Below are 14,876 nucleotides of genomic sequence, written 5' to 3'. Positions count from 1 at the left end.
TTACTTTCTCCTTATATACTAAATATTGCCTCTCTTATTATTTCACCAACACTTGGATGAGGGAATACTACCTTTTTTATTTCCTCTATATTCATATTACTTTCAACCATTGTTGCAGCTGCCAAGATAATTTCACTTGAGTAATTTCCCATCATATGAACACCTATTAAGGTATTCCATTTTTTATCTACAATTATTTTTATTATTCCGCTTCCGCCTTCATTTTCAGCTACATATCTTCCGGAATACTGCATAGGAAGTTGTTTTACTATAATATCCAAACCATATTCTTTTGCACTTTGTTCACTTTCTCCCACACTTGCAATTTCAGGGTTTGTATAAATTACACTAGGAACAGCGTTATATTGCATTCTGTCTTTCTTACCTAAAATATTATTAACTGCAACTTCTGCTTCTCTGTATGCTGTATGAGCTAACATAACACCACCTACACAGTCTCCAACTGCATATACGTTTGCTATATTTGTTTGTTGTTTTTCGTCTACTTTTATACAGCCTCTTTCAGTATATACATTCAAATTTTCAAGACCTATTCCGTTAATATTTGCTCTTCTTCCTATTGATAACAATACTTTGTCTGCTTCAACTTTATTTTCTTCACCATTCTTTTCAAAGTAAACAAATTTATCATCAACTTTAGTTACTTTTGATTCTAAATAGAATTTAACACCTTTTTTCTCATATTCTTTCTTTAAACTTTCAGATATTGTTATATCTGTAGGACCGGCAATTTTACCCATCATTTCAACTACTGTAACTTCACAACCTATAGAGTTAAAATAACTTGCCATTTCAAGACCGATAACTCCGCCTCCTATAACAACTAATTTCTTTGGAGCTTCTTTTAGTGAAAGAATTTCTTTATTTGTTAAAATAAATCCGCTTTCAAGTCCTTCTTTTACTCCAGGAATAGGAGGTTTTACACTATCAGATCCTGTCGCAATAATCAAATATGTACTTTCTTTTATCTCACCGTTTACTTCTACTTGAATTTTACCGTCTTTTTTTTCTTTAATTTGAGCATCACCCATAATAACTTCTACTTTTTTTGATTTTAATGCCATAGAAACACCCCCAACAAGAGTTTTAACAACCTTATCTTTTCTATCTATTACAGCACTGTGATCAATTGTTATATCCTTTGCACTTATTCCGTATTTATCACCGTGTAATGCTCCATCATAAAGTTTTGCAGAATATAATAATGTTTTTGTAGGTATACAGCCTTCGTTTAAACATACTCCACCAATATGCTCTTTTTCAATAAGTAAAGTCTTTTTACCTTCGGCTGATATTCTTTCAGCAGCAAGATATCCGCCTGGGCCTGCACCTATAACGATTACATCATACATAAAAATTTACCTCCTATTTAGCAAGCAAAGCAGAGAAATTTTCAAGCGCTTCGCATAAATCCTTTAATAATCTTGCTGCATCAGCACCATCTACTGCTCTATGGTCACATGTAAGTGATAAGTTCATTGCTTTATATGGAACGATATTTCCATCTACAACTTTTATTTTATCAACAAGACCACAAACACCTAAGATACCTGTTTGAGGTGGATTTACTATTGGAGTAAAACTTTCTATTCCCATAGAACCCAAATTACTTACAGTAAATGTAGCACCGCTCAATAAATCAGGGCTTATCTTACCTTCACTTGCCATAGCACCAAGTTCTTTTGATCTTTTTGAAATTTCATTTAAAGACATCTTGTTTGCATTAAATATTGTAGGAACTAAAAGACCTCTCTTTGTATCAACAGCCATACCTAAATGAACATTGTTAAATACTCTCAATTTTTCATCATCATAATGAGCATTAAAGCTCTTGTGATTTAAAATAATTCTTGATACTGCGTACATTATTATGTCGTTTACGGTAATCTTTTTAAGTCCTAAACTTTCCATTGATGATTTTATAGTCTTTCTATAGTTCATCATGTTTGTAGTATCAAAGCTACGATTAAATGTAAGTTGAGCCATATTGCTTAAAGATGCATGCATTGATTTTGCAATAACTTTTCTTACATTTGAATGAGGAATATCTTCATATTCATTTATTGTATCGTTTACATTTTCATTAATAAAAATAGAACTTTCTTCTTGTTGAATTTCATTATTGATTTTATATCCATTTTTAGCCAAAGTTAAAATATCTCTTTCTATTACCCTTCCGTTTGGACCTGTGGCAACAGCTTTGTCTAAATCTAAATGTTTTTCTTCTGCAAGCATTTTTGCTCTTGGAGAAACTTTGTTTTCACCAGAAACTGAAGATAAAGTAACTTGTGTTTTTTCTACTTCAACTTTCTTTTCTTCTACGTCGTTTTTTACTTCTTCTTTTACTTCGTTTTCTTCTTTAGATAAAAATTCACTTATGTCTTCACCTTCACTGCCAATCACACAAACAATATCAAGACAAGGTACATCGTCACCTTCTTCTGCCAAAATTTTTAAAATTGTTCCGCCTACACTAGCTTCTTCTTCAAAAGCAGATTTATCTGTTTCATATTCAAATAAAACATCACCCTCCTTTACGCTGTCTCCTTCTTTTACGTTCCAATTAGTAATAATACAACTTTCTACCGATTGCCCTTGTCTAGGCATTATTACGCCCGTTGCCATAATTACCTCCTTAAAAATTTATTTTTCCATTAAATTATTTATAATATAGTCTGCAGCTCTTTGTGAGCTTTTACCATCAAGGAATTTATAGTGAACATTTATAAATTCATCATAATTGTCAAAATTAAAATTATTTTCTTTAATAAGTTTAATAACCTCCTTTGTTGTATAGGCCTTTTCACCTATAGTTTCTTTTTCATAATCTTGATAAAAGCCCGGATTTTTCTCATATTCTTTAACATCATAAGCATATAAAATAAGAGGTTTTTTCAAAATTGCATATTCTATTATTGATGAAGAATAATCCGTAATAAAAATATCACAAACAGGCATCAATTTATTTAATATATCATCTTTATCTAAATTTATTAAAAATGAATCTTCTTCGTTATATTCAGCTACTGCACTTAAATGAGGTTTATATAGTAATACATAACCTAAATCTTTTAACTCTTTTTCCATTTCATCTCTATCTAAATGACATTCACAATAAGCATTACTTCCTCTACCTCTAAATGTAGGTGCATATAAAATGATTTTTTTATTTTTCAAATTAGGATATTTTTCATAAAATTCATTTTTAACTCTTTCAAGTTTTGAATCATCAAAAAACAAATCTGTTCTTGCACAACCTAAAACAATAATTTTATCCAAACTTGTCCCAGTTGCTGTTGCAAAATGTTTTTTTGAAAAATCACTACCCATAATACATAAATCATAATTTTTATGTCTAAACTTATCTTCAGTCTTTTCTCCAACATTTTCGCAGTCATTTCCAAACTTTTTAAATACACCACCACCATGCCAAACTTGTATTACAGTAGTTCCTTTTTTATGTTTAATTATATGAACAGGGAAATATGCATTATCTAAAATAAAAACTTTTGAAGTTGATAAATGATATACCCCTCTTATTAATCTAAATAAATAAAAAATTTTCCCTAAAAAAGAGTAACTATATTTTTCAAATAAAAAAATGTATTTATAATCTTTACGCTTTTCATATAATGCTCTATATATATACTTAATATTTCCTTCTAAAATAGTATTCCTTGGAGAAGCAAAAGTTATCTTCTTCTTATTTATTGGAATAAAAAAGAATATATAATAAAATAAATGCAAAAATATATTAGATAAAATGTATTCTATATTATTCATAAAAAACCTCATATTTTAGCTTTGAATATATTATACTTTACAAAGTTTCTTTTGTCAAAGATTTTAAAGACAACAAGCAAAAAAAAGTTTTTTTTGTTTTTCTTACGAAACCAAATGTAACATAATTAAAAATATAATAGAAATTTAATTTTCAGACAAATTAATAATCACTATACTTTTTTTTATAGTTATGATACAATAATTTACCGTAAAATATAAGAAAAAGAGGTACGATGTATGTTTTATATTGATATGATAATATCTAAATTGATTATCCTGCTTATTAATATTATTGATAAAACCAGAGGAACAGACCTTCCCGGTAAAATAGCTTTAAAGCTTAATAAAAATTTTCCTTTGGGATTTAAGAATATTGACTACAATAAAGTAATATTTGTAACTGGAACAAACGGAAAATCTACAACTACAAACTTAATACACCATGTCTTAAAATCAAACAATTACAGCGTTGCATCAAATCTTGAAGGTGCAAATTTAATTGCCGGAATAACAACAACATTAATCAAAAACTCTACTTTAACCGGAAAATTAAAGCCTGAATATTTTGTTTTTGAAATAGATGAAAGATCATTAAAAAACATTCACAGAGTTATCCCAGCAAAACATCTTGTTATAACAAATCTTCAAAAAGACCAAGTACACAGAAATGCTGACCCTGACTTTATTTATAGAAAAATAAAAGATGTTGTAACAAAAGATATGCATTTATATTTAAACAATGAAGAACCAAGAAGTAAATCATTTGAAGACTTTGCAGATGATATAACATATTACAGTGTTGAAAGAAATGAAAGATCTGTAGTTGATAATGACAGGCTTGCTGTTACAATGCCTTGTCCAAAATGTAATCATAAAGTTAACTTTAATTATTACAATGTTGACAATGTAGGTAATTTTAATTGTACAAACTGTGGTTTTAAAAGCGAAGACAAACCTGTTTATCAAATGAAAGACGTTGATTTTGAAAACGCAACTTTTACTTATGATGGAACAACATTCAAAATGCCATATAACGTTCCTTTCATGATGTATAACTATGCTCTTGTTATAGCACTTGCCGACAAACTTGGACTTACAAAAGAACAAATGCAACATTCATTTAATACTTTTGTTAATATTGGCGGAAGAATAGAAACAATTAAGTATAAAGATAAAGAACTTAAATATATAAGAATCAAACAAGAAAACCCTGAAACATTACAATCTGCCATAGATGTAGTGGCTAATGATAAAACAGAAAAAACATTTATACTAGGACTTTGTATAATAAAAGACGAGCCACCTCACTATACAAACACATTCTATGCATATGACTGTAATTTCACACCACTTGTTAATTCAAATATAAAAAAATATATCGCATTCTCTGAATATGTATGTTATGACACTGCAAACAGATTTATCTATGAAGGTGTTGAAAAAGATAAAATAGATATATTAAATACAGATGATGTAGAAAAAATACTTGAAAAAGTAGATGAAGCTGAATGTAAAAATGTTTATTTAATAACATGGCTTGAAACATTTATAGATATCAAAAATTATGTTAAGAAAAACAATTTATAGGAGAAAAAAATGGGAAAAGAAATTAATTTAGCTTACCTTTATGCCGATATATTAAACCTTCACGGAGACAGAGGAAATGTTCTTGCTTTTGAGAAAATAGCAAAAGAAATGGGTATAGAATTAAAAACTACAAGAATTGACAGCCCAAACGAAAAAATTGACTTTGACAAATTCGATATTATACTTTTATCTCCTGGAGAATTAAAAGTAATGGACACAATAGTAGAAACTTTTAATAATCAAAGAGACGAATTTGAGAAATACGTAAACGAAAATAAATATATGTTTGCAATTGGCACAACAGGTGCAATACTTGCAAAAAATATTAAATTTGAAGACGGAAGAGAAAAAGAAGGCTTAAATGTATTTGATATGACAGCAACAGAAAGAAAATGGATATATGGTGATGATTTAACATTTAATGCTAATATAGATGGTAAAGATATGGAAATAATATCATGCCAAATTAATTCAATTGACATGACTTTTAACAGTGATGAAATTACTCCTTTCGGAAGTGTAAACTACGGACTTGGAAATGACAAAAACCATAAAGAAGGAGCAAGAAAAAATAATTTAATTTATACAAATGCATTAGGACCTGTTTTTATTAAAAATCCATGGTTAACAAAAGAAATATTACTAGATATAGCAAATAAAAAAGATATTGAAATTAAAAATATCGATTTAGATTTTTCTATTGAAGAAGCTTCAAAAGAAACAATAAAAGACTTTATAAGTAAAAAAGAACCTGTTCAATAAAAAAGAACCGATAAGGTTCTTTTTTTATATGTAAAAAAGCCGCTAAAAGCGGCTTTCCTACCAAAAAGAAAAAATGGTAAACATATATAATTATTAAAATAATTATTTACGATATTTTTCGTCAAGCTTCATTACTTCATCAACGTTGCTTTGACTCTTACAACCTTGTTCAAAGTCATTGTCTAACCAGTGTTTTAAAACAACTTTTGCTGTTTCTTTACCAATAACTCTGTATCCCATAGTGATAATTTGTGCATTGTTGCTTAAGCTTGCTCTTTCTGCTGAATATGGGTCATGACAAACAGTTGCACATACTCCAGGAACTTTATTGGCAGCAATACTCATTCCAATACCTGTTCCGCAGAATAATAAACCTCTGTCATAATCTTCATCTCTTACGGCTAATGCAACTTTTTCTGCTATATGAGCATAAAAAGTTTTATCATTTTCATCTTTAACTCCTAAATCAGTTACTTCGTATCCTTCGTCTTGTAAAAATTTAACAATTTCATCCTTTAAAAGTAAACCTACTGCATCTGCACCTAATACTATTTTTTTCATATTCTTCCTCCTATTCGTAATCAAAACCTGTACATTTATTCATTACTTTAACGATTGTTTCATATGATGGAGCATCGTTGTATAAAATTTCATACAAAGCTTCCAAGAAAGGAAGTTTTTCTCTTTTTAATACTCCTTTTTCTTCAAGTTGAGCTACAAGTTCCCAAGCAAATTTTATCGCATTATAACCTTCAACTGTTATATCTTCATCTCTCATTTTCTTTATGGCTTTTGTTCCCGGAGTCCCAGCACCTACAACTTCACCTAAAATTCTGTTTCTTCCTGCTTCACATGTAATTTCAAGATCTCCAACACCCGGTTGACCTATAACAGAAGCATAACTTCCGCCCATTGCTTTTGTTAAAACGCCCATTTCAGCAACTGCAAATGTGAATAAAGCTGCTTTACAGTTATTGTTGTTTTTACCTTCAAGTTCTTTAAAACCTTCAGCCATTCCAAGACCGATTGAATAAGCATTTTTCATTGCCGCACAAATTTCAAGTCCGATTACATCAGTTGTAACACCTACATTATATTTATCTGTTGCAAGAAGACTTCTCATATATTTTGCTGCTTCAATATCTCTGCTTGCATAATCTACTGAGTTTGGACATTCCCATACAACTTCTACAGCTTTACATGGTCCGCCAACAAATACCAAAGGAATTTTTCCTTTTAATTCTTCAGGAAGTAATTGTTCTAAAATATCAGGAAGAATAATTACTTTGTCTTTTTGTTCAAGATCGTATTCAAAACCTTTTGAAACACTACCTACAACCATTCCTTCTTTTAAATAAGGAATTGCTTTTTTAAATACACTTGCAAGACCGTCGCTTGTTATACCCATTATAACTAAATCTGCGCCTTCCATAGCTTGTTCAAGTTCTTCATTGTAAAAATACTTAATTCCGTCTGCAAGTTTACATTTGTGTTTTATATGAGTTCCGTCTTTTTTCAACTGATCGATAATTTCAGTATCAAGATGAGTCCCCCATAAGTTTACATTGTGTCCGTTCTTTCTAAGTGGAGTAGAAAGGGCACTTCCCATCGCCCCTGCACCAAGAATTGTTACATTAGCCATATTATATGTACCTCTCTTTATTTTAATTACTATATTTTATATAAAAAAACCATAACATAATAACACATGTAACATGTGCATTTCGTTATGGTTTCTCTAATTCTCTTCCAAAACTTTCTATTAAGTTATATTTATTATATACGATAAGTGAAAATTTTTCAATATATTTTAATTATATTTAATGATTTTTTTCTCTAAGAATGAAACTAAAAAATACATAATTCCTGCAACAGCCGATAAAATAACGACTCCTGCCATAACAAGATCAAGATTAAATACCTGTGAACCATAGACAATTAAGTACCCAAGACCCTCTTTACTTACAAGAAATTCTCCCATTATAACGCCTACCCATGAAAGACCTACGTTTATTTTTAAAGCATTTATTATATTTTCTATACTTGAAGGAAAAACTGCTTTTGAAAAAATTTGCATCTTTGTTGCATTAAAAGTCTTAAGCAGTATTATCTTTTCTTCCTCGACTTGCATAAATCCGGAATATACACCTATTATTGTTGCAACAATTGAAATTGCAAGAGTCATAATTAAAATAGAACCCATTCCTGCTCCGGCCCATACGATTATTACCGGACCTAATGCTACTTTAGGTAAAGCATTTAACACAACCAAATAAGGATCAAGTACCTTTGCAAGCCTATCACTCCACCATAACATCATTGCTATTATCGTTCCAAGAATTGTACCTATACTAAAACCCATTACAGTTTCAAAAGTTGTAATAAAGAGGTGATTATAAAGCCCGTTTGTTTTTATTAAATCCACTATTGTTTTAAAAATTCTACTTGGAGAAGATGTAATAAATTGATTAATCCATCCCATTTTTGCACTTAGTTCCCAAATCAAAACAAAACATACTAAAATCGCAACTTTCCAAAACAAAACTATAAAATTTTCTTTTTTTATATTTTTTAAGAAATTTTCATGTTCTTTTTTCTTTAAATCATCATATATGCACATCCAAATCCCTCCATATTTTATCATAATAATCAGCAAATTCCTTTGCTTTACGCCTTTCAACTGGACTTAAAGAATCAACGGAAAGATTAATTTCATATATATTTTTTATATTTGCCGGTCTTTGAGAAATTACAACCACCCTGTCAGCCAAAGAAATAGCCTCTGATAAATCATGAGTAACAAGTATTGCAGTTTTATTACTTCTTCTTATAGCCAAACTTATATCTTCACTTACGGCAAGCCTTGTTTGATAATCGAGAGCTGAAAATGGTTCATCAAGCAAAAGTATATCGGGTTTTAGAGCAAGAGTTCTTATTAAAGCAACTCTCTGCCTCATTCCTCCTGATAATTGCTTTGGATAAGCATTTATGAAATTTTCCAAACCATACATTTTTAAAAGTTCCATTACATATTTTTTATCTTTATCATCTATTTTTCCTCTTGATCTTATTTCAAGACCAAGTAATGCATTACTTAATATGGTACGAAAAGGAAACAATTCATCTTGTTGCAGCATATAACCTATTGTAGGGTTTTGTTTGTTTATGGCAAAAGTACCGCTGCTTGGCTTAATCAAATTAGAAAGCATCGATAAAATAGTACTTTTTCCACAACCGCTTGGACCTACCAAAGCTATAAATTCACCTTCATATACATCCAGAGAAAACCCTTCTACTGCAGTTATTATGCTGTTTTTCGTATGAAAGTTTTTCACCAAATCTCTAATTTCCAATAAAGGTTTTCTCATCACTCATACTCCTTTATTTATTTTGTTTTCTCTGCAAATGTAGTATTTACCAAATCTTCATATGCTGCTTTTTCATCAAGCTGTCCAGCCATTGTCATAATTTCTTGAAGTCTGTTAAAAGCATCTTGTGTTATAACAGGTGTATTATTCCATGCATCAATACTTTTATATCTGTCAATTACTTTAACTAAAGTATCTTTATCTGTATCAGGGAAAAATTCTGCTATGTTATCTGCAATTTCCTCACTGCTTGCGCTATTTACGTATTTTAAACCTTTAGAAACAGCATTTGTAAAACTTTGAATAAGATTTGGATTTTCTTCTATAAACCCTTTTCTTGCATTATATACGGTATAAGGAACTTCACCGCTTTCTTCACCTATTGACTTAAGAACATATCCTTGTTTATTTTCTTCAACTTCTGTTGCACTAGGTTCAAACAATGCTACATAATCACCGGTTCCTCCTACAAAAGTTCCTGCCATTGCAGCAAATTGCACTGAGGTATCTAATGTCACATCTTTTTTAATATCTAAACCGTTCTTTTTAAGTACATATTCAAGAGTCATTTCAGGAACACCACCGGCTCTTCCTGCAATAATATGTTTTCCTATTAAATCAGAATATTTAAAATTACCTTTACTGTCTTCTCTACCAACTAAAAATGATCCATCTTTTTTTGTTACTTGAGCAAAGTTTATTAAATAATCCTCTTGACCTCCCTGCATAACATAAATTGTTGCTTCCGGACCGCAAAACCCAATATCACTATCCCCGCTTAAAACCGCAGCAGTTACTTTATCGGCTCCCTGTGCTGTTGTAAGCTCAATATTTATACCTTCTTCTTCAAAATATCCAAGACTAATTGCCGCATATTGAGGTGCATAAAAGATTGAACGAGCAACTTCGCTGACTTTCACAGTTGCAAGTCCCTCATCTTTATTGTTTCCACACCCAATAAAACAAGATAAGCAAACAAACGCACTAACTAAAAGTGCAATAATCTTTTTCAATGTACTACCTCCCAAATTGTTATTCACCATTATAGTATGCTGATTTATTTAATTTTGTACTTATATAAAAAGTCTTTTATTGAAAAACAAAAATTTTAATAGTAATATATTAGATACAAATATTAATTATGAAATTAAAACAATCAATAACTTAATATGGCAAAGAGGTAATAAATGGGAACAATAGTAAATGTTATTGCAATTTTATTTGGAAGTACCATAGGAATGCTTTTTAAAAAATTTATAAATAAAAGAATAGAGAATAACTTAAAAACCGCTCTGGGACTTTCTACTGTAATAATAGGCATACTTGGAATAATCACTTCTAGTATTACAGTAGATAATAAAGGAGTACTACAATCAAATAATGTATTATTACTTGTTTTAAGTTTGGTAATAGGAACGTTTATCGGTGAAATCTTAAATATAGACTATAAGACAAATCAGATAATAAAAAAATTAGAAAATAAACTTTCAATACAAGGATTTTCAGATGGATTTATTCCTGCTTCGGTTTTATTCTGCACAGGGGCAATGGCAATAATAGGCTCTTTAAATGACGGTCTTATAGGAGATCATACAATTCTCTTCACTAAATCAATACTTGACGGAACAATAGCAATATTATTCGCTTCAACTTTAGGGTTTGGAGTATATTTTTCAAGCTTAACCGTTTTAATTTATCAAGGAGCAATAACAATTCTTGGAATATATTTATCTCCTTATTTATCTGATGCACTTATAAATAACATATGTCTGGTTGGATATGCAATGATTGTATGTATCGGTCTTGACTTAATGAAAATAAAAGAAATAAAAGTTTTAAATATGCTTCCGGGACTTTTAATCCCTATTTTATATGCTTTAATTTTTTAAAAACAAAAAAGAAGAGTACAAACTCTTCTTTTTATTTTAAAATTTTTTTTATAAGATTTTCTTTTTTCTTTGTATAAGGCTGATATCTTAGATTAATATCAATTAAATTGCTTCTTTTAAGTATACTTTTTTCATGAGAAAAAGTATTAAACCCATATTCTCCGTGATAACTTCCCATACCACTGTTACCTACTCCTCCAAACCCCATATATTCGTTTGTAAGATGAACAATGGTATCATTTATACATCCACCCCCGAAATTAACTCTTGATAAAATATAATCTTCTAAAGCTTTATTATTAGAAAACAAATATAAAGCTAATGGAGTTTTGTTATGGTTTATTATTTCTACAATATCTTCTTTTGTTTTAAACGTCATTATAGGAAGAATAGGCCCAAATATTTCTTCCTTCATACAAGCGCTTTCAAATGTTACATTATCTATTATTGCAGGCTCAATTCTTAAATTTGCTCTGGCAACTTTCCCTCCCCAAATTATATCTTCTTTTTTTAACATAGATACAATTCTATTAAAATGCTTTTCATTTATTATTTTTACATAATCTTTATTTTTAAGAGGCTCTTCTCCGTATTGAATTGATATTTCATTTTTTAACAATTCTATAAAATTATCTTTTATATTTTCTTTTACAATTAGATAATCAGGAGCAACACAAGTTTGTCCTGCATTTAAAAATTTGCCAAATACTATTCTTTTTGCTGCAAGTTTCAAATTTGTATTTTCATCAACAACACAAGGGCTTTTCCCTCCAAGTTCTAACGTTACGGGTGTTAAATTCTTACTTGCCTTTTCCATAACCAGTTTCCCAACGCTTACACTACCTGTAAAAAATATATAATCATATTTTAAATCAAGTAAAAAGCTATTTACTTCTCTTCCTCCAATTGCAACACTTACTACTTCTTTAGGCAAATATTTTTCAAGAAGCTTTTTTAATACTTCACCTGTATATTTTGAATAAGCACTTGGCTTTACAACACAAACATTTCCCGCACTTATTGCATCTACTAAAGGAGAAATCGTGAGCATAAAAGGATAATTCCAAGGACTCATAATAAGAACTAAACCATAAGGAACCTTTACCTTGTAACTTTTACTATAAAACTGTGATATCGGTGTTTTAACTTTCTTTATTTTACTAAATTTCTTTATATGTTTTATCATATAGTTTATTTCAGTTAAAACCATTCCAATTTCACACATATAACTTTCATAATAACTTTTACCTAAATCTTTTTTTATAGCTTCACAAATTTCTTCTTCCATTTTAAGAATTCCCATTTTTAAATTATTTAAAAGTTCTATTCTAAAATTAATATCTAAGGTCTTGCCGCTATTAAAAAATTTATTCTGAATTTTTATTTTTTCTTTTATTTCCATATTATCACCGCTATTTTATACAAAAAAATATACTTAAATATATAAGTATATTTTTATAATTTAATATTAATTATCGCTATTTTTATTAGCATTATTCTTTTTTTCTTGTTCTTCTTTTTTAAGCTGCTTTGCTTCTTTTTTTCTTCTAAGTCTTTCTCTTTCTTTTTCCTCTCTTTGTTGTCTTTTATTTATTTTCTTAATTCTTTTTTCTTCTTTTTTATTTTGATACTCTTCAATTTGTTCTTTTGTAACACTCATGTTTTTTGATTTAAGTTTTTCTTCATTTTCCTCATCATATCCCATAAAACCATTTAAAAGAAGAGTTTTCACATAGTTTCTATTATAAATAAAAGCAAAAACCAAATTTATTACAAACCATATACATAACAAAGTAAAAGACCTATTTAGTAAAATTAAATTAAACTTATCTTGAATATATCCCACAACAAAATAAGTGCAAAGCATTATTAATGTCCAGAAAAAATCTGCTCTTAACAAAGGTACAAATGGCCCAAAAAACAAAGTTGTAAAACTAAATCCTAATTTTGATTTTTTTATTCTATTTTCATTATTTTTTAGAAATATTTTCATTCTACATTACGCCTCCGTTTTGACATAAACATATATTAGCACAAAATTTGTAAAATTTTTATATAATTTGTTATTTTTAATATAATTATAAGATTCTAACGACATTCTAATAATGACTATATTAATATATATGCATTAAGCAAAAAAATAATAAAAAAGACTGATTATCCTCAGTCTTTTTCATTAAATAAAATTTTAATAAAATCATCATTTTTAATATTTATAATATAATCAGATATATTTATATTACTTAAAAGTTTAAATACATCTTCTTTTTTATATCTTATACCTTTTAAATTATCTTCAAGCTCTTTGGTTTCTTTAACAGAAAAATAATCTCCGCTTATATTAATATCATTTATAAGTCCGTTTTTTATATCAAGCATAATATCAATTATACCTACGCCCTCTATTTTCTTTTTATTTTTTATTGTAAATTTAGGCGAATATCCATAGTTAAAGTCCCAAGTTCCATACTTTTCTTTAACCAGTTTTTCTATATTCTCAATATCTTCCTTTGAAAGTATGTATTCATCAATATCCTCATTGTTATATATTTCATTTAAAATAAAATCCTTAAATTCATAAATATCCATATCTCTGTTTATCATATCTTTAATATTCAAAACCCTGCTTCTTACGGATTTTATTGCCTTTGAAGTTATCTTTATATCGCTGACATTTAAAGCATTAACAAGTGCTTCAACATTAACATCAAACATTATAGTTCCATGATGTAACACTTTCTTTTTGTTCATACACTGCGCATTGCCACTTATTTTTTTTCCATCAACAAGTATGTCGTTTCTTCCGCTTAATACAGCATCAATTCCCAGTTTCTTTAATGCTTTTATTACAGGAGTAGTATATTTTTCAAAATCAATTTCTTTTATATCATCTTTTTTTGTTGTAATGAAAGAAAAATTCAAATTCCCTTCATCATGATACACTGCTCCTCCTCCCGTATTCCTTCTTGCAACAATGATATTATTCTTTTTTACATATTCACTGTTTATTTCTTCGATTGTATTTTGATGTTTTCCAACTATAATTGAAGGAACGTGAATATAAAAAAAGAAATAATCATCATCGAACTTATCATTATTCATTACATAATTTTCAAAAGCCATGTTATAGTAAGGTACTTTAAAGTCAGTTTTTATATATTTCATAATCTAAATAATCTCTCCGGAAAATAATATATTTGTATACACTTCGTCATTTGGTCCTTTTTTAGTATATATTGTAATATTACCTACACAAGTATCATATCTTGCAAACTTATTTACAACACCGTTTGTTTCAATCATTGTAAACTTTACAAGAGCATTTAAAAGGTCATCTAAAAATTCATCATTGTATTTTTCAAGTTGTGTAAATACATCTTGACTACAACCAAGAACGCCAAGTTTCTTATTAGCAACCAATATACCTTGCAAATAATCGTCTTTCATAATCTTACCTCCTAAGAAA

Annotated in this window: 15 protein-coding genes; 3 read left to right on the top strand and 12 right to left on the bottom strand. The window is 28.8% G+C overall.

Going from position 1 to position 14,876, the window contains the following annotated elements:
- Window positions 1-11 precede the first annotated feature (11 nt).
- Genes lpdA through V2W16_RS08020 form a run of 3 tightly spaced genes read right to left on the bottom strand, consistent with a single transcriptional unit; the run spans window position 12 to window position 3,804 of the window.
- Window positions 12-1,373 carry a dihydrolipoyl dehydrogenase gene (gene lpdA, locus V2W16_RS08030; RefSeq protein WP_329384082.1) on the bottom strand — a complete coding sequence of 454 codons (1,362 nt, stop codon included), beginning with the start codon at window positions 1,371-1,373 and terminating at the stop codon, window positions 12-14.
- A gap of 13 nt (window positions 1,374-1,386) precedes the next feature.
- Window positions 1,387-2,646 (bottom strand): dihydrolipoamide acetyltransferase family protein, encoded by a 1,260-nt coding sequence (locus tag V2W16_RS08025; protein WP_329384079.1) that lies wholly within the window; start codon window positions 2,644-2,646, stop codon window positions 1,387-1,389.
- A gap of 18 nt (window positions 2,647-2,664) precedes the next feature.
- On the bottom strand, window positions 2,665-3,804 hold the full coding sequence (locus V2W16_RS08020; protein WP_329384076.1) for a CDP-glycerol glycerophosphotransferase family protein: 1,140 nt from the start codon (window positions 3,802-3,804) through the stop codon (window positions 2,665-2,667).
- Window positions 3,805-4,041: 237 nt separating this feature from the next.
- Here V2W16_RS08020 and V2W16_RS08015 point away from each other — a divergent pair, with 237 nt between their 5' ends.
- Together V2W16_RS08015 and V2W16_RS08010 are read left to right on the top strand one after the other, a co-directional pair.
- The gene (locus V2W16_RS08015) at window positions 4,042-5,391 is read left to right on the top strand and encodes a MurT ligase domain-containing protein (RefSeq protein ID WP_329384074.1); all 1,350 of its coding nucleotides are present in this window, start codon (window positions 4,042-4,044) and stop codon (window positions 5,389-5,391) included.
- 9 nt (window positions 5,392-5,400) lie between these two features.
- On the top strand, window positions 5,401-6,153 hold the full coding sequence (locus tag V2W16_RS08010) for a hypothetical protein (RefSeq protein ID WP_329384071.1): 753 nt from the start codon (window positions 5,401-5,403) through the stop codon (window positions 6,151-6,153).
- Between the two features lie 102 nt (window positions 6,154-6,255).
- Here the strand turns inward: V2W16_RS08010 and V2W16_RS08005 are convergent, their stop codons facing one another.
- The 5 genes from V2W16_RS08005 to V2W16_RS07985 form a co-directional block, all read right to left on the bottom strand.
- The gene (locus V2W16_RS08005) at window positions 6,256-6,714 is read right to left on the bottom strand and encodes an RpiB/LacA/LacB family sugar-phosphate isomerase (RefSeq protein WP_253229989.1); all 459 of its coding nucleotides are present in this window, start codon (window positions 6,712-6,714) and stop codon (window positions 6,256-6,258) included.
- Window positions 6,715-6,724: 10 nt separating this feature from the next.
- Window positions 6,725-7,795, bottom strand: coding sequence for an NAD(P)H-dependent glycerol-3-phosphate dehydrogenase (locus V2W16_RS08000; RefSeq protein ID WP_329384065.1), 1,071 nt, complete (start codon window positions 7,793-7,795; stop codon window positions 6,725-6,727).
- Between the two features lie 168 nt (window positions 7,796-7,963).
- A complete protein-coding gene (locus V2W16_RS07995) occupies window positions 7,964-8,773 on the bottom strand; it encodes an ABC transporter permease (RefSeq protein ID WP_329384062.1) in 810 nt (269 codons plus the stop codon).
- Window positions 8,760-9,521 carry an ABC transporter ATP-binding protein gene (locus V2W16_RS07990; protein ID WP_329384059.1) on the bottom strand — a complete coding sequence of 254 codons (762 nt, stop codon included), beginning with the start codon at window positions 9,519-9,521 and terminating at the stop codon, window positions 8,760-8,762. Before V2W16_RS07990 ends, V2W16_RS07995 begins: the two co-directional genes overlap by 14 nt.
- Window positions 9,522-9,538: 17 nt before the next feature.
- Window positions 9,539-10,534 carry an ABC transporter substrate-binding protein gene (locus V2W16_RS07985; protein WP_329384056.1) on the bottom strand — a complete coding sequence of 332 codons (996 nt, stop codon included), beginning with the start codon at window positions 10,532-10,534 and terminating at the stop codon, window positions 9,539-9,541.
- A gap of 174 nt (window positions 10,535-10,708) precedes the next feature.
- On the opposite strand from V2W16_RS07985, the gene V2W16_RS07980 reads away from it, so the two are divergent.
- Window positions 10,709-11,410 carry a DUF554 domain-containing protein gene (locus V2W16_RS07980; protein ID WP_329384053.1) on the top strand — a complete coding sequence of 234 codons (702 nt, stop codon included), beginning with the start codon at window positions 10,709-10,711 and terminating at the stop codon, window positions 11,408-11,410.
- A 31-nt stretch (window positions 11,411-11,441) separates the two neighbouring features.
- Here the strand turns inward: V2W16_RS07980 and V2W16_RS07975 are convergent, their stop codons facing one another.
- The 4 genes from V2W16_RS07975 to V2W16_RS07960 all read right to left on the bottom strand — a co-directional run bounded on the left by V2W16_RS07975 (window position 11,442) and on the right by V2W16_RS07960 (window position 14,857).
- Entirely contained in the window at window positions 11,442-12,812 is a 1,371-nt protein-coding gene (locus V2W16_RS07975) for an aldehyde dehydrogenase (protein ID WP_329384050.1), read from the bottom strand.
- Window positions 12,813-12,878: 66 nt separating this feature from the next.
- The gene (locus tag V2W16_RS07970) at window positions 12,879-13,403 is read right to left on the bottom strand and encodes a hypothetical protein (protein WP_253229994.1); all 525 of its coding nucleotides are present in this window, start codon (window positions 13,401-13,403) and stop codon (window positions 12,879-12,881) included.
- Between the two features lie 170 nt (window positions 13,404-13,573).
- Complete coding sequence (gene lplA / locus V2W16_RS07965) at window positions 13,574-14,575, bottom strand: lipoate--protein ligase (protein ID WP_329384045.1); 1,002 nt, start codon at window positions 14,573-14,575, stop codon at window positions 13,574-13,576.
- Between the two features lie 3 nt (window positions 14,576-14,578).
- Entirely contained in the window at window positions 14,579-14,857 is a 279-nt protein-coding gene (locus tag V2W16_RS07960; RefSeq protein ID WP_138268722.1) for a hypothetical protein, read from the bottom strand.
- Window positions 14,858-14,876: the final 19 nt, after the last annotated feature.

Source organism: Anaerofustis butyriciformans, assembly GCF_036289385.1.
Classification (GTDB): domain Bacteria; phylum Bacillota; class Clostridia; order Eubacteriales; family Anaerofustaceae; genus Anaerofustis; species Anaerofustis butyriciformans.
The sequence above is the reverse complement of the archived record's forward strand: the minus strand, read 5'-3'. Positions and strand labels throughout refer to the sequence as shown.